19 protein-coding genes are annotated in these 18311 nt (G+C 69.6%); 4 read left to right on the top strand and 15 right to left on the bottom strand.

Going from position 1 to position 18311, the window contains the following annotated elements; translation table 11 throughout:
* Positions 1-9: 9 nt before the first annotated feature.
* The 8 genes from atzF to bluB form a co-directional block, all read right to left on the bottom strand.
* Positions 10-1686 carry an allophanate hydrolase gene (atzF, locus tag QRN16_RS13515; RefSeq protein ID WP_285187404.1) on the bottom strand — a complete coding sequence of 559 codons (1677 nt, stop codon included), beginning with the start codon at positions 1684-1686 and terminating at the stop codon, positions 10-12.
* Positions 1683-3674 (bottom strand): 5-oxoprolinase/urea amidolyase family protein, encoded by a 1992-nt coding sequence (locus QRN16_RS13510; protein WP_285187402.1) that lies wholly within the window; start codon positions 3672-3674, stop codon positions 1683-1685. Before QRN16_RS13510 ends, atzF begins: the two co-directional genes overlap by 4 nt.
* The gene (locus tag QRN16_RS13505) at positions 3671-4315 is read right to left on the bottom strand and encodes an urea amidolyase associated protein UAAP2 (protein WP_285187400.1); all 645 of its coding nucleotides are present in this window, start codon (positions 4313-4315) and stop codon (positions 3671-3673) included. The genes QRN16_RS13510 and QRN16_RS13505 overlap by 4 nt, the downstream gene beginning before the upstream one ends.
* On the bottom strand, positions 4312-5133 hold the full coding sequence (locus tag QRN16_RS13500; RefSeq protein ID WP_285187398.1) for an urea amidolyase associated protein UAAP1: 822 nt from the start codon (positions 5131-5133) through the stop codon (positions 4312-4314). The genes QRN16_RS13505 and QRN16_RS13500 overlap by 4 nt, the downstream gene beginning before the upstream one ends.
* A complete protein-coding gene (locus QRN16_RS13495; protein WP_222638827.1) occupies positions 5130-6683 on the bottom strand; it encodes an amino acid permease in 1554 nt (517 codons plus the stop codon). The genes QRN16_RS13500 and QRN16_RS13495 overlap by 4 nt, the downstream gene beginning before the upstream one ends.
* 102 nt (positions 6684-6785) lie before the next feature.
* Positions 6786-7610, bottom strand: a complete 825-nt coding sequence (locus tag QRN16_RS13490; protein WP_285187396.1) for a Fic family protein — start codon at positions 7608-7610, stop codon at positions 6786-6788.
* Positions 7607-8953: a putative nucleotidyltransferase substrate binding domain-containing protein gene (locus tag QRN16_RS13485; RefSeq protein ID WP_285187393.1), complete on the bottom strand. Its 1347-nt coding sequence runs from the start codon at positions 8951-8953 to the stop codon at positions 7607-7609. The genes QRN16_RS13490 and QRN16_RS13485 overlap by 4 nt, the downstream gene beginning before the upstream one ends.
* A 9-nt stretch (positions 8954-8962) precedes the next feature.
* A complete protein-coding gene (bluB, locus tag QRN16_RS13480; protein WP_222650708.1) occupies positions 8963-9610 on the bottom strand; it encodes a 5,6-dimethylbenzimidazole synthase in 648 nt (215 codons plus the stop codon).
* 81 nt (positions 9611-9691) lie between these two features.
* Here bluB and QRN16_RS13475 point away from each other — a divergent pair, with 81 nt between their 5' ends.
* Complete coding sequence (locus tag QRN16_RS13475) at positions 9692-10420, top strand: TetR/AcrR family transcriptional regulator (RefSeq protein ID WP_231476411.1); 729 nt, start codon at positions 9692-9694, stop codon at positions 10418-10420.
* Here QRN16_RS13475 and QRN16_RS13470 read toward each other — a convergent pair.
* On the bottom strand, positions 10405-11151 hold the full coding sequence (locus tag QRN16_RS13470) for a GAF and ANTAR domain-containing protein (protein WP_285187389.1): 747 nt from the start codon (positions 11149-11151) through the stop codon (positions 10405-10407). The two genes, QRN16_RS13475 and QRN16_RS13470, sit on opposite strands and share 16 nt — an antisense overlap.
* Positions 11152-11377: 226 nt before the next feature.
* On the opposite strand from QRN16_RS13470, the gene QRN16_RS13465 reads away from it, so the two are divergent.
* Complete coding sequence (locus tag QRN16_RS13465; RefSeq protein ID WP_285187387.1) at positions 11378-12202, top strand: GAF and ANTAR domain-containing protein; 825 nt, start codon at positions 11378-11380, stop codon at positions 12200-12202.
* Here QRN16_RS13465 and QRN16_RS13460 read toward each other — a convergent pair.
* The 4 genes from QRN16_RS13460 to QRN16_RS13445 are packed head-to-tail and all read right to left on the bottom strand — an operon-like array spanning position 12186 to position 15456.
* Positions 12186-12926, bottom strand: a complete 741-nt coding sequence (locus QRN16_RS13460; protein ID WP_285187385.1) for a hemerythrin domain-containing protein — start codon at positions 12924-12926, stop codon at positions 12186-12188. The genes QRN16_RS13465 and QRN16_RS13460 overlap by 17 nt on opposite strands.
* A gap of 24 nt (positions 12927-12950) precedes the next feature.
* Positions 12951-14321 carry a cytochrome P450 gene (locus QRN16_RS13455; RefSeq protein WP_222646728.1) on the bottom strand — a complete coding sequence of 457 codons (1371 nt, stop codon included), beginning with the start codon at positions 14319-14321 and terminating at the stop codon, positions 12951-12953.
* A 41-nt stretch (positions 14322-14362) separates the two neighbouring features.
* Positions 14363-14713: an ANTAR domain-containing protein gene (locus tag QRN16_RS13450; protein ID WP_285187382.1), complete on the bottom strand. Its 351-nt coding sequence runs from the start codon at positions 14711-14713 to the stop codon at positions 14363-14365.
* Positions 14710-15456: a GAF domain-containing protein gene (locus QRN16_RS13445; protein WP_056443790.1), complete on the bottom strand. Its 747-nt coding sequence runs from the start codon at positions 15454-15456 to the stop codon at positions 14710-14712. The genes QRN16_RS13450 and QRN16_RS13445 overlap by 4 nt, the downstream gene beginning before the upstream one ends.
* Positions 15457-15640: 184 nt before the next feature.
* On the opposite strand from QRN16_RS13445, the gene QRN16_RS13440 reads away from it, so the two are divergent.
* Complete coding sequence (locus tag QRN16_RS13440) at positions 15641-15817, top strand: hypothetical protein (RefSeq protein WP_285187380.1); 177 nt, start codon at positions 15641-15643, stop codon at positions 15815-15817.
* Positions 15817-15933 carry a hypothetical protein gene (locus tag QRN16_RS13435; RefSeq protein WP_285187378.1) on the top strand — a complete coding sequence of 39 codons (117 nt, stop codon included), beginning with the start codon at positions 15817-15819 and terminating at the stop codon, positions 15931-15933. The genes QRN16_RS13440 and QRN16_RS13435 overlap by 1 nt, the downstream gene beginning before the upstream one ends.
* A 9-nt stretch (positions 15934-15942) precedes the next feature.
* On the opposite strand, the gene QRN16_RS13430 is transcribed toward QRN16_RS13435, so the two are convergent.
* The gene (locus QRN16_RS13430; protein WP_037186361.1) at positions 15943-17346 is read right to left on the bottom strand and encodes a sugar transferase; all 1404 of its coding nucleotides are present in this window, start codon (positions 17344-17346) and stop codon (positions 15943-15945) included.
* Positions 17347-17638: 292 nt separating this feature from the next.
* Positions 17639-18286 (bottom strand): phosphate signaling complex PhoU family protein, encoded by a 648-nt coding sequence (locus QRN16_RS13425; protein WP_285187376.1) that lies wholly within the window; start codon positions 18284-18286, stop codon positions 17639-17641.
* Positions 18287-18311 lie beyond the last annotated feature (25 nt).

Genomic DNA, 18311 nt, shown 5'->3' with positions numbered 1-18311 from the left:
ATCCGGGGTTCAGACTCCACTATTCGCGGTGTAGGCCCGCCAGCCGCCGAACTCGGTGATGTCGGTGCCCGCCTCCGCCGCATCGGCGGCGCACATGAAACCGACCACCTCCCGACCGTCGGACAGCGTCACCGATCCCAGGCCCATCGGTGCGGGCAGCCCGGCCAGGAACGTGCCGAGGTGCGCCGGGGCCATCCGATACAGCTCGCCCGCGATGGAGGCGCTGCCGCCGCGCACCAGTCCGGGCTTGGGCGGCGTGGTGCCCAGATCGACCAGGCGGTAGTCGGCGGAGGTGCTCACCTCACCGACGAACCGCGCACCACGCTCGACCAGCTGACCGTTCAGCGGGAACCCTCGCAGGTGCGCGCCGACGACGAGCACGTCCACGCCGCCCTCCACGAGTACCGCCGTGTCCTGATCCGCCACCGCGGCGCCGATGTCGAGCAGTACCTGATCGGTGAACGCGGGGCCCACGACCATGACGCCGAAGGGATCCCCCGCCGTCGTGCGCGCACCCGGCACCGCGACGGCCGCCATGTCGAGGAGGTTGCAGAAGTTGGTGAACGTGCCGAGCCTGCGGTTGATGCCGAGCGGATCCGCCTGTACCGCAGCGATGGTGGGGTGCTCGGTGGTCGTCGGCAGCACCAGGCCGTCGAGCCCGTCGAGAATCGACGCCGCGTGCGCCTTCGCCGCCAGCAGCGTCGAGAGGTCGTCGACGTACGCGTGCGCTGCCGGATCCTTCGCGCCCAGCACGATGCGGGAGACGGTCGGGTCGGCGTGCTCGGGCGATGTCGACAGGAACTCGCCGACCGCCGCGTAGCGCTGCGCCACGATCGCCCCGTCGTACAACAGCACGGCCGCGTCCAGCAGCACGGAGATGTCGACGATCTCGTGGTCGATCCCCACAGCGTCCAGTCCCGACACCGTGCGCTCGAACGCCTCCGCGTACTCGGGGCACAGCGCGCGGAGATCCTCGGTGCGTGGAACGGCGACACGGGGGCGCGGCGGCGCCGACAACGGCACCGTCGCGGGCCACGCACGACTCCGCGGATCCGCCGAGTCCGCACCGATCATGATCGCCATGGCTGCTGTGGCCGTGGTGATGTCGGCGGCGAAGACCGTCACGGCGTCGTAGTCCACGCACGCCGGGACGACGCCGGTGTTCGGCACCAGTCCCAGCGTCGGCTTGATGCCCACCAGGGACGCGAAGGCCGCAGGAACTCGGCCCGACCCTGCCGTGTCCGTTCCGAGGGCGATGTCCACGATGCCCAGCGCGACCGCGGTCGCGGAGCCGGAACTCGAGCCGCCCGAGATCTTCTCAGGGTCGTGCGCGTGCCGCACCGCGCCGTACGGGCTGCGCGTTCCCACGAGTCCGGTGGCGAACTGGTCGAGATTGGTCTTGCCCAGCACCAGAGCGCCGGCGGCACGGAGCCGCGCGACCACGGTCGCATCGACGTCCGGGGTACGCGAGAACTCGGGGCACGCCGCCGTCGTCGGGAGACCCGCGACGTCGATGTTGTCCTTGACCGCGAGCACCGTCCCGTACAGCGGCAGGCTCTCGTCCAGACCGGCGGCCTCCGCGAGGACCTCCGCCTCGTCGCGCAGCGTGATCCATACCTCGGGGCGGTCGACCTCGGCGATGCGCTTGTACGCGAGCAACACTCGATCGGCGGCGGTCGTCATCATGCTCCCTGTGCTGTGGTGAGGGCGAACTCGCCGGCCGCGGACCAGGCATCGCGCTCGATGCCGAACGCCTCGGCCTGCTTCTTGCGGAACTCGGCGATGGAGCTGTCGTTCTCGGCCAGGAACTCGTCGTGGTCGGCCAGAGAGAAGGTGCCGTCGGTGATCTCGACACCCGCTCCGCGCCCGGCCGCGAGATCGGCGCGCATGTCGGCGAGTTCCTCGGTGCTGACGGGGTACCAGGAGATGCGGTCGAAGAAACGCAGCAGCCAGGGCGTGCCCTCTTCGAAACCCTTGACTGCGGACGGGTGTCGGTGGTTCCAGACCTGCGTGGTGCGACCGACGAACTGGTAGCCGCCGGGTCCCTCCATGCCGTAGATGCACAGATACGCGCCGCCGATCCCCACGGCGTTCTCCGGTGTCCACGTCCGCGCCGGGTTGTACTTCGTCGTGACGAGGCGGTGCCGTGGATCCAGCGGAGTCGCCACCGGCGCACCGAGGTACACGTCGCCCAGGCCCAGCACCATGTACTCGGCGTCGAAGACCGTGTCGTACACGTCGTCGACGGATTCGAGCCCGTTCATCCGGCGGATGAACTCGATGTTCCACGGGCACCACGGCGCGTCGGAGCGTACGCCGTGCATGTAGCGCTGGATCGCCTCGCGCGTGGACGGGTCGTCCCACGAGAGCGGCAGCCGCACCTGCCGACTGGGCACCGTGAGCTCGGAGGTGTCCGGCAGCGCGTCCTCGGCCTCGAGCAGCAGATCGAGGAGTTTCGCAGTCGGCAGCACGTCGGGGTCGACCTTCACCTGCAATGACCGGATACCGGGCGTCAGATCGACCAGTCCGGCGGGGGCGATGGCCTCGACGGCCTCGTGCAGTGCGTGCGCGCGGGCCCGCAGTGCCAGGTCGAGGGACATCTCGCCGTACTCGACCAGGATGTTGTCGTCACCGGAGCGTCGGTAGGTGACCGGCGTCGCGCCGTCGCGGCGCGCGATGACTCCGTCGTCCCCGTCGCCGCCGCGCGAGAACACCACGGGCAGGCCGGCGCGCCGGCCGACACCCAGCGTGTTCTTCGAGGCGGCCGCAGCGGCCTCGAGCGCGACGAAGCGCACCGTGTCGCCGGGGCGCAGCTGACCGAGCTTCCAGCGATCGGCCGCGACCACCGTCACCGGGCACACGAAACCGCCCAGGCTCGGGCCGTCGGGACCGAGCAGGATGGGGGTGTCGCCCGTGAAGTCCAGCGCCCCGACCGAATACGCGTTGTCGTGGATGTTCGACGGGTGCAGACCCGCCTCTCCCCCGTCGGTGCGCGCCCAGTCCGGGCGGGGTCCGACCAGCCGCACGCCGGTGCGATCGGAGTTGAAGTGCACCTCGTAGTCGGTGCCGAGAATGGTGTCCATGTCGGAGCGGGTGAAGAACTCGGGTGCGCCGTGCGGCCCTTCCGTGACGGCGAGCTGCCACGAGTGCGTCAGCGCCGGAACGTGTTCCATCGGCACGGGTGCGGTCGTACCGGTCGCGCGATCCGCCGGGGCGAGGTCGTCGCCCGCCTGCAGCACTCGGCCGTCGAGCCCGCCGAACGTCCCGAGCGTGAAGGTCGACGCACTGCCGAGGTACTCCTCGGCCAGGACGCTGCCGCGGATCGCGACGTACATCCGCAGACCGGCCCCGGACACCGCACCCACGTCGAGCACCCCGCCCGCGGGCACCGTGATCGGAGTCCAGCGCTCGGCGGGTTCGCCGTTCACGGTGACGGGTGCGTCCGCACCGGTGACGCACACGACGGTCTCGTCGTCGAAACGCAGTGCGGGACCGCTCATCGTGGTCTCGAGCGCCGGCGCTCCCTCTGGGTTGCCGACGGCGACGTTGCCCAACCGCAGCGACAGGTCGTCCATCGGCCCCGACGGGGGTACTCCCACCTTCCAGTACCCCACCCGGCCGGGCCAGTCCTGAATGGTGGTGAGCATGCCGGGGCGCTCGACGCGGATGCTCATGCGGGCCGCGTCACGATCAGACGAACCGGTGTCGGGTCGAAACCGTTGCACGGGTTGTTGATCTGCGGGCAGTTGGAGATCAGGACCAGCGAGTCGATCTCCGCGCGCAGCGCGAGCCGCTTGCCCGGCGCGGACAGTCCGTCGACGATGCCCAGGGTGCCGTCCGCGTCGACCGGGACGTTCATGAAGAAGTTGATGTTGGAGACGATGTCGCGCTTGCCCAGACCCCACCGCGACCCCTCGAGCACGAAGTTCTCGACACACGCGTGCTGGTGCTTGGTGTGGTGGCCGTAGCGCAGCGTGTTCGATTCCTGCGAGCACGCACCGCCGATCGTGTCGTGATTGCCCACCTCGTCGGCGACGATGGTCATCATCGGCCGGGACTCGCTGTCGCGCAGCACCGTTCCCGTGGTGAGGTAGACGTTGCCCTGGCCCACCATGGTGGCCGGTGCGCTGTAGCGGACGGTGTGGTCGTCGGCGCCGTAGACCAGGGTGTCGACGGCCTGGTTGCCCTCCAGGTCGAGGATGGTGAGGACGTCGCCGGCGCGCACGACGGCGGACCACGGGCCGCGGGCAGGTGCGACCTCGTCGAGGATCACCCGGCCGGCCACCAGCGCCAGTTCCTGTACTGCTGCGGTCATTTCGAGCCTCCTGCTGCGTACGTGTCCTCCGTGTTGGCGACGGCACGGAGGTATTCGGGATCGGTGTTCGGCAGCGCGTCGAGATCCTGCGGCGACGGCCAGGCCAGCACCTCGAGGGACGTGGTGTCGAAGGTGGGCGACGGATCGATCGGGTGCGCCGTGTTGGCGATGCTCACGATCACCGGTAGGTGCAGGATCAGGTCGACCTCGCGGCCGGCACCCGCGGAACCCGTGCTACGGAGCGCCCCGTCGGGATCGACGGTGACGCCGTGGAAGAAGCTGAGTGTCGGCGGCACATCGCGGGGACCGAGTCCGTTCTTCAGGGCGGCCAGGATCAGCAACTCGCGGCCCGCGGGCGACGCCGAGTATGCGCTGCCGTCACCGTACTTCGCGGTGTTGGTGAGCAGCGTCGTCGTACCGCACAGTGCGTCGTGGTGTCCGGACGAGTCGGCCAGCACGGTGGCGAGCACCCGCCCCTGGTCGGACAGCAGCGGATGACCCACACCCAGGTACGCCTGCCACGGCACCTTGACGGTGTCGGCGGTGTTGAGGCGTTCCCACGGTGCGTCGGCACGGTGCAGCAGGACGTGCGCGCAGGCCGCTCCGTCGATGTCGCGCAACCGGACTCGGGTTCCGCGCTGGAGCACCTTCGTCGTGTACCGCCCGCCGGGAACGGTCTCGGCCCAGACGAGCGACGCGGCATCGGTTCCGGGAACCTCGTGCGGCCACAGGGAGGGTGGGACCACCGGCATCGAGTCGGTGATCTCCCGAGCCTGCGACCGGGCGTGCTCGCGGGCGGCTGTGGTGGTGGCGGTCATGCGGACACTCCTGTGGTGACGGGGTTGGGGTGGGCCTTGCCGCGCGGGAAGCACAGCGCACCGACGGCGACGACGGCCAGCACGGTGAGGGGCGCGGCCCAGCGCAGCAGCGGGAAATCGCCGGAGGGGTCGTAGATCTCGGGGCGCGGCCAGGACAGGTTGACCACCATGGCAGCGCCGTAGACGACGGCGAGAAGGTTGACGGGCAGGCCGAGTCGGCCGAGGGTGAACAGCGGCTTGCCCTCGGAGTCGACCTTCGGGGCGCCGGTGGTGTTGTGGGGCCAGCCCTTCAGCCGCTGGAGGAGCAGCGGCACGGTGACCATCATGTAGGCGAGGTAGATGAGCACGATGCACACGCTGGCGAGGGTGGAAAAGATCGCCGAGTTGCCGACGTTGACCACGAGCACCAGGACGCAGCCCAGTCCGATGACGACGGCCGGGGCGATGGGCGTGCCCGTGGTCTTGTTGACCGATCCGAGAACACGGGACGCGGGGAGCCGGCCGTCGCGGGCCATCGAGAACATGAGCCGGGACGCCGCGGTCTGAATGGCCAACGTGCAGATGAGGATCGCGATGGCCACGTCGATCAGGAGCACGGTGCCCCACGGGGACGAGAGCACGGAGTTCAGCACGTACGGCAGACCCTGCGTCGCGAGTTCACCGTCGGTGAGGCTGGGTGCCGCCATGAGCGCACCGATGATCATGAGCCCGCCGCCCAGTGCGGAGACGGACAGCGCGAGACGGATGGTGCGCGGTGCGACCCGGCGGGGATTCTTCGTCTCCTCGGCCAGTTCGCCGGCGGAGCCGAATCCCACCATGACGTAGGCGGCCATGAGTCCCGAGACGATCCACGCCCCGATGTAGCCGGAATCGACGGGCACGCCGCCGGTGTCGAACACGACGTCCGGTCCGCGCTGAGCATGAGTGAAGAACACGCCGATCACCGCGATGACACCGACGATCTCGCAGGTGACACCGATCGAGTTGATGCGCGCCATGGCGTTGACACCGATGGAGTTGATGGTCGTGGTGATCACCAGCAGCGCGGTGCCCAGCACGACGGCGTTGGTGGCGCCGTCCGACGAGGTCAGTGCGGTGTCGGTGCCGACGATCTGGAAGCCGCTCCAGACGTTCGGCAGCACCACCTGCAGTGCGATGGCGGCGGCGGAGGCCGTCACGATCTGCGCGATGATCATGAACCACCCGGCGAACCAGCCGGTGATCTCACCGCCGACGCGGCGTGACCACTGGTAGATGGCCCCGGAGATGGGGTAGCGCGCGGCCAGTTCGGCGAAGCACAGCGCCACCATGAACTGGCCGACGAACACCACCGGCCACGCCCAGAAGAACGCCGGGCCGGCGAAGCTGAAGCCCAGGCCGAACAGCTGGAAGATCGTCGTCAGGATCGAGACGAACGAGAAACCCGCCGCGAAGGACGCGAACTTCCCCAGCTTGCGATGCAGCTGTTGTTCGTACCCGAACTCGAGGAGATCGTCGGAGTCGCCGTCCGCGTGACGGTCCGACGGGGGTGGGAGCACGGCCTGGCTCATGGGTGTTCTCCATCGACGGGAGGGGTGTATCTGTCGAGTGATAGTTAATCGGACGCAGCGGCCTCGGTGGTGTCCGTGATGTATCGAGATGTTGCGAGTGCGTTACGCGCTCAGAGCGCGCAGGAAGAGGGGAAGGAAGGGGCGTGCCGACGGTGCACCGGCCTGGCGGAACGGCGCCGAGTCCTGCGATGCGGCGATCCAGTCCCGCCGCTCGACGTCGGTCAGATCCAGCCGGAACCCGGTCGGCGCGACGAGCAGATGCAGCAGCATGGTCGCGGCCCGTCCGTTGCCTTCACGGAAGGGATGCACCTGGTTGAGGTCGGCGTAGGTGCGGCTCAGGAGGTACGCGAGCTCGCCCCGGTCGGCGGCGGTCCAGTCGGCGTCCAGGATGGTCTCGTGCACGCTCATGAGGCCGTCCCACACGACGGAGCACCTCGCGAACGCGGTGCCGTTCTTCGACAGTTCCACGGTGCGCACGTCGCCTGCCCACACGTAGACGTCCTGGAAGACGTAGCGGTGCACGCTCAGCAGGCGGTGCACACCGACGGCGCCCCCGAGGTCGGCCCGCCCGGTGTGACAGCGGACCAGACGGAGTGCGGTGAGGATGCTCTCCGCGCGGTGCAACGCGGCCGCGTCGACGATGCCCAGCACGTTGCGCAGCGTCGTCGACCCGGGCAGCAGGTACGGGGTGTGCCGCGGACGCAGTGCCGCCCAGCGTGATTCACGCTTCGGTCCATCGCCGACGAGCCCCTCGCGCACCGACGGCAGCACCGTCTCGCCGCGACACTCGGCGACGAGGAGTGCCAGGTCCGCCGGCGTGGGACGCCATCCCTCGAGCCGTTCGGCGGCGACGGCCTGATCGACGGCGTGACACTGATCCGGGGTGAGCCCGGCGAACGTGTCGGGATGTTCCTCGGACGGCCTCATCGAGCCAGGTACGCCGAGGCGCGTTGCACGCCCGCCACTTCCCGCGCAGCCGCGTCGAGCAGGCTCCGGTCGAGGGGCGTGAGGTCCGACGGGCGCACCAGGTCGTCGACGGGGCGGCCGTCGCGCAGTGCCTCGCACTGGTGCCGCAGCCGGATGCGCTGGACGACGTCGAACGATTCCGCGAGCACCGCGGCGTCGTCCTCGGACAGCACCTGCGCGCGAGCACCGTGCTCGAGCCGAGCCGGCGTGCCCACGGCGTCGTGCCCGGCGGAGACACCGGCCCAGCGCGCGATGTCCACGATGGGAGTCAGGATCCCCGCCTTCACGTCCATCGTGTCCGCACGACGGAAGAGCTTGTCCCGCAGTGTCACCCGCGCCTTGATCGTCGTCGCCTCACGCAACATCAGCAGTCGCGAGTGAGCGGCGTCGGCCAGCGCGGCGCGCGCGGGCTCCGCCGGTGTCCATCCGCCCGGCATCACCGGACGCGCATCGAGCGCGAGCGAGAGCATCACCACACCGGTGTCCTCGTACGGATCGGCCACCCAGCCCGCCACCGCGCCGGACCACTCGTCGACCGTCCGCACGAAGCGCGGCGACGCGGCACTCGCGTGATGGGGATCGGCTGCGAGACCGCAGCGTTCGAGTACGGCGTGCACGTCCGACCCCATCGGGGACGGGCCGCCCACCCGCGCCGTCTCGACATCGGACGACGGGACCGATTCGCGTCGAGCGACGCTTCCGGAGACCAGCCAGGTGGACGCGTCGTCGCCCAGCAGTTCGGCGGCCCGGCGCACGGTGGCCGTCACCACGGACGATCGCACTGCCGTCACGTCGGCCGACGGGACGCGGGAATCGTTCAGCGACAACGTCACCGAGGCAAGCCGCCCGCACGCCTCGACCAGATCGTCGACACTCGCCGAGCGCTCCACCGCGGTGCGCAGCGCTGTGCCCGCACGCAGCGCCGGCGAGAGCAGATCCTGTTCGAGGGCGATGCCGAGCACGCCCCCACTCGCGTCCAGCACCACCAGTCGGCGGACACCCGCAGCGAGCGCGACGGCCGCCGCCTCCGCGACGGGCACCTCGGCGTCGACAGTGACGGCAGGAACGGACGCGACGGCCGACACCGGTGCCGCGGTGCTCAGGCCCGCGGCGATCACGCGTCGGCGCAGGTCGCCGTCGGTCACCACTCCCCACACCGAGCCCGGGCACTGCACGACGAGAGTGCTCGACCGCGCCCGGGTCATCGCGTCGGCTGCCTCCGCGACGGTGATGTCGGCTCGGCCGATCGGGACACCGCGACGCGTCAGCGCGCTCACCGGGGAACGCCGACGCGAGGAGGTCACCCGGCCACGTTAACCCCGACGGCCCCACTGTTCCCGGTGCACGGCGTCGGACAGGGGCCGACGCGGACGCCACCCGAACCGCTCGAGGTCCGGAACCTCCTGGAACTGCGTCACCGGACCGACGCACAGCCACGCGACGGGACGCACGGCGTCGTCGCCGGTCAGGCCGATGATGTCCCGCAGCACCGCCTCGTCGTAGAACGACACCCACCCGACGCCGACACCCTCGGACACCGCTGCGAGCCACAGGTTCTCGATGGCCAGGGCCACGGAGAGCAGGCCCGTGTCCCGCACCGTGGCCCGGCCCAGAACGTGCTCACCACCGCGGGAGTCGTCGTACGTCACGACGACGCCGGTGCCACTGGTCTCGATCCCCTCGACGCGGATCGGGTCGAAGGTCTCGGCGCGGTCGGCGGGCAGTGATGCCGCGAAGTCGGCGCGGCACTGCGCCACGTGCGCGGCGAATCGCCCCAGCGTCTCGGGGTGTCGGACGATCACGAAGTCCCACGGCTGGGTGTTCCCGACACTGGGTGCGCGGTGGGCGGCGGCGAGAAGGCGGGTGAGGACGGCGTCGTCGACCACCTCACCGCTGAATTCGCTACGGACGTCCCGACGTGCGGCGATGGCGTCGTGGACGGACAGGTGCTCGGTGCTCATGTGGTGACCGTGCCAGAACACGCCTAGTGTCGACACCACTCGGTGCGTCCGAGTCTCGAGACAACGGGGGGTCGATTCATCGTGGGTTCGACGCCCGGCACCACGCCACCGCCCGGTAGAGGTCAGCTCACCCGCACCGTCATCCTGCGCGCGGGCATCGCCTTCATCGACGACAACGGCGCTCGTGATCTGACGATGCGCCGACTCGGCGGGCGTCTCGGCGTCGAGGCGATGGCGCTCTACCACTACTTCGGCGGCAAGGAAGAACTGCTCGACGGCATCGTCGACCAGGTCATCGACGATCTGGGCAGCGACCCGCAGGTGCTGATGAAGGGCGCCTCGAGCTGGCAGGACTACCTGCAGCGGCTGGCGCACGGCGTGCGCCGGATGGCGCTCGAACATCCCGAGGTGTTCCCGCTCATCGCGACCCGGCCGAACAGCGCGCCGTGGGTGCGGCCCCCACTCCGCAGCGTGCGGTGGCTCGAGAACTTCCTCTCCAGCCTGAAGGAATGGGGATTCGACGACGCGGCCGCGGCCGCCGCCTACCGCTCGTACACGAGTTTCCTGCTCGGACAGCTGTTGCTCGAGGTCTCGGCGCAGGGAGTCTCGATCGGTCCGACGGACCCCAACGATCCCGACGATCCCCGCGCCACCGCTCAGCCCGGAGACGACATCGACCCGACGGAGTTCCCCACCGTGGTGCGGATGAAGGCGGAGCTGGCGCGCGATCTCGGCCTGCCCGAGTTCGAGAAAGCGCTCGAGGCTCTGCTCGACCGACTCGCCGCGACCCTGCCTCAGGTGGACGGGTAGCGCAGCTTGGCTCCCGCCTCGACGATGTCCGCGGCAAGCTTGTGCAGCGGTCGGTTGTTGTTCTGCGACAGCTTCGAGAGCATCTCGAACGCCTGAACCGAGTCCACCTCGAACCGCTCCATCAGCATGCCCTTGGCCTGACCGATGATGTCGCGGGACGCGAGGCCGGACCGGAACTGCGCTTCCTTCTGCAGACTCTGTACCGCGATGGCGGCGTGCGCCGCGATCGCCGTCGCCACGGTCAGGCTGTCCTCGTCGAACGCCGCGGTCGACGACGAGTACAGCGTGAGCACTCCCAGCGTGCGCTCGTGCATCGCCAGCGGTACGGCGGCCAGCGCGCGGACACCGACGGCGTCGGCCACCTCCGCCAGACCGGGCCAACGATGCACCGGACCGGCGACGACGGCAGCGAGGTCCACGTCCGCCTCGAAGGACCGATGCAGGAGATCGACGGTCGGTCCGTCCCCTGGTCGCCTCTGCACCCGGTCGAGTGCGGCCGCGATGTCGCTGCTCGTGCGGCTGGGCTCCGCAGGCCCCGGCACATCGGCCGCGAGCCGCACCGACGCGTGATTCGCGGCGTCGATCAGATCGACCGACACCGCGAGGACGTGATCGAGAACTTCGTCGATCGTCCGGACCTGGCGCGACCCGGCGAACTCGCGCGCCAGCTCGGCCAGAGTGCGCACCAGATCGAGGTGCTCGGAGCTCGGCGGCCGACCGTCGTTGCTCATGTGTGGTGCTGATCCCTTCGGTTCTCTCATCATCCGTCGTCACTCGGTCGTCGCAGACCGGACGACAAAAGGCGACACCCACCAGTGCCGACGCCTACTGCTGGACGCCGGGCGGGGTATCGCCTTCCGCGCAACTATAACCGGACACCCCGACAGCGGTACGGTGGTCTCGCACTCCGCGTACGGGTCGTCGAGTGATGAATCGGCGAAGGCGGGAGATGCGGGAATGACCGACAGCGCGGACACCACGGCCGAACGACGGGCGTTGGCCCTGTTGGCGGAGGCCCTGACAGACCTGGACAGTGCGCTCGCCGTCTCCCACACGGCCGACGGCGCGCTCGACACGATCTGCGCGCGCGTCGTGACGGCGATTCCCGACGCCGACGCAGCGGGCGTCACTGTCTTCCGCCGCGGCAGGCCGCAGACCGCCGCGAGCACCGAGACGTTCGTCCTCGAGGTGGACCAGGCCCAGTATCGCAGCGCGCAGGGACCGTGCATCGAGTCGGCGTTGACCCACGAGGTGGTGCGTGCCGATCTCGACGACGTGTCCCAGCGCTGGCCCGTTTTCGCGAAGGCGATCGATCACCTCGACGTCGCGAGTTTCCTGTCCGCGCCCGTCACCGCGGGTGGTGCCCACATCGGCGCCCTCAATCTCTACAGCCACACCGACCACCGGTTCGATTCCGTCGACGAGTCGGCGATGCGGGTGTTCGTGCAGGCCGCCCAGTCGGCCCTGACCGGAGCGGAGAACTCCGAGCACGCCGCGAGACAGGTCGAGACCTATGCCGCCGCGATGGAGTCCCGGGCCGCGATCGAACAGGCCAAGGGCGCCCTGATGCTGGGACTCAACGTGTCGGCCGACAAAGCCTTCGACCTGCTGCTCTGGCGCTCGCAGACCACGAACATCAAGGTACGGACTCTCGCCGAGCAACTGGTCCGCGACATCGGCTCGCTCGGCGATGCACCGGACGCTCTGTCCACCGAACTCGGCAAGCTGCTGATGACAGCGCACACGCGCGTGCCGTCGGGTCAGGTCACTCCGGCCGAGTAGTGCGCCCCGACCGCGTCGACGGGTCTTCGCCTCGGGTCAGCGGCGGCACGTGTTCCACCGCGCCCGCCACCGTCGCGAGCAGTCCGCTGGTGCGCTGCAGCAACTGCACCGTCGACGGCGTGGTCACCCGCCTCGACACCACGTCCAGTGCGTCCCGCGATCTGTCCAGCATCGTGAGCGGCAGCGCGGCGACGACGTTGCCCGGTGGGCGGCGGGCCACCACCGGATGCGGCCTCGTCGGCGCCGTGCGCCGCACCGCGGTCCACGCCAGGCCGAGCCGACGGAGCTGCGCGTCGTCCATCGCGCGGCGCAGCATCGGGAACAGCCGGTCCTCCTCGTCGCGCACGTCCTCACGCAGCAGGACGACGATGCGATCGAGCAGCGCGCTGCCCTCGTCGGTGCCGTGGCCCTTCTCCTCGAGCGTGGAGAACAGCTCGTTGATCTCCTGATGCTCGCGCTCGATCTCGAGGGTCAGCGACTCGCCGTCCGGCACCCACTTCCGGATGGCGGGCCACAGCACCGACTCCTCGGCGAACGCGTGCGGGAAGACGAGCCGACAGATGCGGTTCAGCACGTCGGCACGATCTGCGGCCGGCGTCTCGCCGAGCTCGTGGAGCAACTGGTCGAGCTCGATGTGGTCGTCGCGTTGCCGGGTCAACACGCTGGTGCGGCCGCCGAGCTCGGCGACGGAAGCCGTGGCGATGGAGGGCAGTTGATCTGTCACAGCTGATCCTTCAGGTCGGTCGGCTCAGGTTCGGGGCTCGAGAGACAGCTCGACTCCGTAGGTGTTCAGAGTCGGGGGAAGTGGTCGCGACGGTGCGAGCGCAGGGTTCGTGAGAGCCACCCCGGACCGAGCGAGAATCGACGCCAGCATCGACGACGCGGTGAACGACACGAGATTCTGACCGGGGCACACCACCGGCCCGGCACTGAACGGCACCAGCTGCGGGTACTGCTCCGCGGTGCCGTCGAGCCAGATGTCGGGCGCGAACCGATCGGCGAAGGGCAGCGCGTCCGCGTCCCGGTGGAACCCGGACGCCAGAATGGCGAACGCCGTGCCGGCTCGCACGATTCGAGTGCTCGAATCACCGGTCCACTCCGTGTCGACGGTCGAGTCCCGCAGGATCGCCGGCGTCGTCGGCCACAGACGGATCGACTCGAGGATGCACGCCCGCAGGAACGGCAGCGCCTGCGGACGGCCGACGTCACCCGCGCTCGCCTCCTCGACGGCCCGCCGCTCGAGGTCGGGGTGCGAGGCCAGCAGCGCGAGCGCCCGCAGCGTCGCCATACCGGCCGCGTCGAACGCGAAGAGCCACTGCGGCATCTGACCCACCGGGTCCACCGCACCGCCCACCCGACTGTGCGCGACGACGGCGGCGAGCGAGTTCGGCTCCGCCGCATCGACATACGAGTACAGGTCGTCGATGAAGCGATCCCGCGCACGGCGTCGCTGCGGTACGAAGTACGACCAGTTACCGTTCCCGCGCAGGGAACGCAGACGGTCGGTCACCGTCTCGTCGTCGCGCGCGGACGCACCCAGCACGACCCGGCGCACCACCCGCCACCACAGCTGCAGGAACTCGTCCGCCGACACCGGGCGCGGCGCTCCCGCACCGGGACCGGACAGCAGAGTGTCGACCTCCTCGTCCACCACGGCCACGAACGCCGACGCGAGATGGTGCAGCGGCTGAGGGGTGTCCAGGACCTGCTCGTTGAACGCACGTCGCTCGTCGCGCAGCCGGCCACGGGAGATGAGCACCCCGTGCGGCTGGAACGGTCCCAGCGCGCCGATCTTCTCCCGGTTCGCCGCCGTGAAGTCCTCCGGGGAGTCGACGAGGATGCGCCGGACATCGGCAGGGTCGAGCACGACGGCGATGGTGCGACCGGGCAGAGCCAACTGCACGGGCGCGGAGCCGTACCGGAGTCGCAGCTCCCGCATCGCGGCCAGCGTGGCCGCATCGGCGTCGACCTTCTCGGCCAGCGCCATGGCCGCCGGACGACGAAGGATCACCCCCGAGGTGATCGAGGGTCCCATCAGCCGCGCCGCGTAGGCGAGGGCCCGTGGGCCGGTGACGGCCGGCGCGACGGCGGGGCGGTCGTCGGTCGAGGTGTCGGTCATGGACCTGCGGTACCCCGGCAGGGGGCCGTGAAACGAGCCGGTCAGCTCAGGGCATCGATCACCGCACGCGCCCGATCTGCGAGCGAGGTCCGTGAGCGGCGGGCGTCGGTGACGAGCAGGTCGGTCGCGGGGCCGATGTCGAGACCGTGGGTCTCGGCGAGCACACCGATGGCCTGATCGATCACGGCGGCGTCCTCGAGGACCTGCTGTCGACGCGTCGCCTCGACCGACAGGCGCACGTCGCCCTCGGTGTCGACGCTGACGGCCAACGCCGCCAGATCCGCGACGGCCTGGACGAACGCCGCCGCGTGACCCGGTGCCCGCCACGGCCCCGACGTGTGGACCACGACGGCGCCGGTGCCGGGCGGATCGAAAGTGGGCGGGAAAGTCACGACGGCTGTCCTTTCGTCGTCGAGTCCGACGCGGTGTCGTCGGTGGAGAAGCGCACCTTGCGCTCGACCACCTCGCGGGCGATGTCGTCGACGGGGCGTCGGGCCGAGTACGCCGCGGCGCGCAGCCGGGCGAGCGCCTCGGTCGGCGACACCCGCATCTGCACCGTGATCATGCCGACGGCCAGATTGACGTAGGGCCGGGTGCGATGGTCGCCCAGCGGCGAGTCGTCCGAGGCGTCGCCGAGCGACTGTCCCGCGCCGAGGCCGGGCGCGAAGGCTTCCAGCAGGCTGATGGCTGCCGCGTCCGCGGTCAGCTGGGCGACAGCGGCGAACTCGTCGCTGAGTTCACCGACGGATGCGCGATACAGCTCGAGCACGCCGAACACGGTGTTGCCGCCGCGCAGCGGGAAGGCGAACAGAGCGGCCGCGCCCCCGTCCGACGCGTCGGCGGCGAATCCGGGCCAGTGCTCCTCCGCCTCGCTGTCGAGATCGGCGACGAACACGGTCCGGCCACGGTGGAAGGCGTCGACGCAGGGACCCTGACCGGTGGTGAACTGCAGTTCGTCGAGGTACTGCGACACGGCGTCGGTGGCGTAGACCAACTCGCGCGTGGTGCCGCTCATGACGGTGATGGCGGCGCCGTCCACCTCGACCAACTGCACGACACTGCGGCACAGATCGGCGATGTCGGTGATGGACAACGGTGCGTGCGCGTCGTCGTCACCACCCGATCGCGTCGTCATGACCAGCACTCACTCCTCGTCGATCGACGTCCACACCGTTGTCCGCGACCCGAGGAATGCCCCGTGTGCCGCGAGTCAACCGTAGCGACAAGTCTGGACCGCGCGGGCGACCGGCGTAGAGTTTTCCCGCACCGTTGCACTCGTGAACGGGCGAACAGGCGAACGACCGAGAACACGGAGACCCATGACGAGCGACCCGGAGCAGTCGTTGCACGAACGCATCCGCGCGGCCGCAGACGAACTCGTACTGCTCGAGCGACTCGGGGCCGTGGTCACCGAGCGCATCCGGCTGTCCCTCGATGCGCGCGCCGCGATCGATCTGATGCGCGCGCCGCGATCGATCTCGCCGTGGGTGCACTGATGGTGCGGCACGGATGCGAGGCACCTGCCGCGGTCGCGCGACTGGCGTCGACGCCGTCGTCGCGGTCCGCCACGATGCCCGAGATCGCCGCCGAGGTGCTCGCGACCATCCGATGAGCGGTCGACTCAGTACGCGCCGTCGCTGCCGACGACGGCCTTGAGGGTCTTCAGCACGATGAGCAGATCACCTGTCATGGACCAGTTCTCGACGTAGCTCAGGTCGAGGCGCACCGATTCCTCCCAGGACAGGTCGGAGCGGCCACTCACCTGCCACAGGCCCGTCAGACCGGGTTTGACCAGCAGCCGGCGGCGCACGTCGCCGTCGTAGGTCTCCACCTCGCGGCGCAGCGGCGGCCGCGGGCCCACGATCGACATCTCGCGGCGCAGCACGTTGAAGAACTGCGGCAGCTCGTCGATGCTCAGCCGCCGCATCACGCGGCCGACCTTGGTGACACGCGGATCCTCGCGCATCTTGAACAGGACGCCGCCCTCGCTGTCGTTGAGCGCCAACAACTCCGACACCCGAGCGTCCGCGTCCTGCACCATCGAGCGGAACTTGATCATCTGGAACGGTGTGCCGTCGAGGCCCATGCGCTCGGATCGGTAGAACACCGGACCCTTGCTGGTGGCCTTGACGAGAAGGGCGGCGAGAAGGAACAGCGGGGCCACGGCGACGAGGGCGACCACGGCGAACACCATGTCGAACGCCGTCTTCCCGAAGCGGCTCGCACCGTTGTACTGCGGCTTCTCCACGTGGATGAGCGGGAGGCCGGCGACCGGCCGCATGTGCAGGCGCGGGCCGGCGACGTCGACGACGCCGGGAGCCACGACCAGATCGACGTTCTTCTTCTCGAGGTCCCAGACCATGCGGCGGATGCCCTCGTGGCCGATGTGGTCCGTCGCGGTGACGGCGACGGTGTCCGCGCCCGTGGCCTCGATGGCATCGAGCACGTCGTTCTCGTTGCCGAGGACGGGAATCTCGAGACCGTCGACGGACAGCTGATCCTCGGTGACCGACTGGGTGCGCGGCAGGCACACCCCGACCACGGCGTATCCGGCACTCCCGTCGCGGTTGAACGACCGCGCCATGGAGAGGGCCGAGCTGTGACTGCCGACGATGACGACCGACGTCTGATAGTCGCCGCGACGACGTCCGCGAGCCACGTGCTTGCGGAAGAGCCACCGCGAGACGAGGAGCCCGATCAGCCCGACCGGCAGTGCGATGGCCAGGTAGCCCCGCGCCAGTTCGAAGCGGAAGAGCAACGAGATGATGGCCACGAGCCCGAAGAGGCGGAAGGTGGCGGACAGCAGACGCCTGTACTCCTCGGCTCCCCCGCCGAGCACACGCGGCGAGCGGGTGCGGAAGATCGCGAGGAATGCGATCCACGTCAGCGCGAGGGTGACCGAGACCAACGTGTAGTTGAACGCCGCGCGCGGTACCTCGAGATCCGGCCGACCGAAGCGCACCACCTGTGCGCAGGCGACGGCGGCGACGACGACGAGCACGTCGGTCACCCGGAGCCGGTCCATGTACGCGCGCTCCCAGTCGCGTCGCGAGGTCGCCCTCCGCGATCGCCGAGCCCGCGGCAGTGCGACGTCGCGGCGCTCGGCCGACTCGCTCTCCGCCGGGCTGGGAGCAGACACGTGTACCTCGTTCCGTTCGACTGGATCCGCCTGGGACTCGACCGCTGATACGTGTACCAGGGCAGTCGGTAGCTTATTGCCTTCCCGCAAGGCTCGCTCAGACAACCACAGTGCGGTGAATCACACGGTGAGTTCACACAGATTTAGCGTGTTCGAACGACACGATTTCAGAGGACCCTCAGGCCATTTGTTTGCGGCCGCTCACGAAGAAGACGATCCGCGACGCGACATCGATGATCTGGTCGGCGTAGCGCTCGAAATACCGTCCCAGCAGTGCGATGTCCACGGCATTCATCACGTCGTGCCCGTGATCGTCCGCCGACACGGTGTCCACGACCGTTGTCTTCAGAGAATCGACCCGATCGTTCTGTGAACTCAGACAATCGATACGCCCGAGATCACTCGTACGCAGTGCGTCGACTATTCGACCGGACATGTCGAGACACAATTCGCTCATCTCACGAAACTGCGGCATCAGATGATCGGGAACGATCGGCTCGGGAAAGCGACGGCGCGCGGCTTCGGCGACGTGCACCGCGAGGCCGACCATCCGTGAGAGGTCACTGCTGATGCGCACGGCCGAGAACACTCGGCGGAGATCCGCCGCGACGGGTGCCTGCAGCGCCAGTACGGTGACAGCCTGATCCTCGCAGCGGGCACCGAGTTCTCCGAGTACCTCGCCGCGGGCGATGACGGACTCCGCAGCCTGCAGGTCGCCGTCGAGCAGAGCGATGCTGGCGTCGCGCATGGCGGTCTCCGCCGCCTGCGCGAGAGCGCACAGATCGTCGTTCAGTCCCTCGAGTTGAGCTGTGTACGCGTTGCGCATGATGTCCCCGATCTTGGCCGTCCCG

It is taken from the genome of Rhodococcus sp. MEB041 (assembly GCF_030208955.1).
Classification (GTDB): Bacteria; Actinomycetota; Actinomycetes; order Mycobacteriales; family Mycobacteriaceae; genus Rhodococcoides.
This window is presented reverse-complemented; position numbering and strand designations above follow the sequence as displayed.

Excerpts from the sequence above, each read along its gene's own strand:
- atzF (WP_285187404.1), bottom strand. The coding sequence starts at position 1,686 with ATGATGACGACCGCCGCCGATCGAGTGTTGCTCGCGTACAAGCGCATC.
- QRN16_RS13510 (WP_285187402.1), bottom strand. The coding sequence starts at position 3,674 with ATGAGCATCCGCGTCGAGCGCCCCGGCATGCTCACCACCATTCAGGAC.
- QRN16_RS13505 (WP_285187400.1), bottom strand. The coding sequence starts at position 4,315 with ATGACCGCAGCAGTACAGGAACTGGCGCTGGTGGCCGGCCGGGTGATC.
- QRN16_RS13500 (WP_285187398.1), bottom strand. The coding sequence starts at position 5,133 with ATGACCGCCACCACCACAGCCGCCCGCGAGCACGCCCGGTCGCAGGCT.
- QRN16_RS13495 (WP_222638827.1), bottom strand. The coding sequence starts at position 6,683 with ATGAGCCAGGCCGTGCTCCCACCCCCGTCGGACCGTCACGCGGACGGC.
- QRN16_RS13490 (WP_285187396.1), bottom strand. The coding sequence starts at position 7,610 with ATGAGGCCGTCCGAGGAACATCCCGACACGTTCGCCGGGCTCACCCCG.
- bluB (WP_222650708.1), bottom strand. The coding sequence starts at position 9,610 with ATGAGCACCGAGCACCTGTCCGTCCACGACGCCATCGCCGCACGTCGG.
- QRN16_RS13470 (WP_285187389.1), bottom strand. The coding sequence starts at position 11,151 with ATGAGCAACGACGGTCGGCCGCCGAGCTCCGAGCACCTCGATCTGGTG.
- QRN16_RS13465 (WP_285187387.1), top strand. The coding sequence starts at position 11,378 with ATGACCGACAGCGCGGACACCACGGCCGAACGACGGGCGTTGGCCCTG.
- QRN16_RS13455 (WP_222646728.1), bottom strand. The coding sequence starts at position 14,321 with ATGACCGACACCTCGACCGACGACCGCCCCGCCGTCGCGCCGGCCGTC.
- QRN16_RS13445 (WP_056443790.1), bottom strand. The coding sequence starts at position 15,456 with ATGACGACGCGATCGGGTGGTGACGACGACGCGCACGCACCGTTGTCC.
- QRN16_RS13440 (WP_285187380.1), top strand. The coding sequence starts at position 15,641 with ATGACGAGCGACCCGGAGCAGTCGTTGCACGAACGCATCCGCGCGGCC.
- QRN16_RS13435 (WP_285187378.1), top strand. The coding sequence starts at position 15,817 with ATGGTGCGGCACGGATGCGAGGCACCTGCCGCGGTCGCGCGACTGGCG.
- QRN16_RS13430 (WP_037186361.1), bottom strand. The coding sequence starts at position 17,346 with ATGGACCGGCTCCGGGTGACCGACGTGCTCGTCGTCGTCGCCGCCGTC.
- QRN16_RS13425 (WP_285187376.1), bottom strand. The coding sequence starts at position 18,286 with ATGCGCAACGCGTACACAGCTCAACTCGAGGGACTGAACGACGATCTG.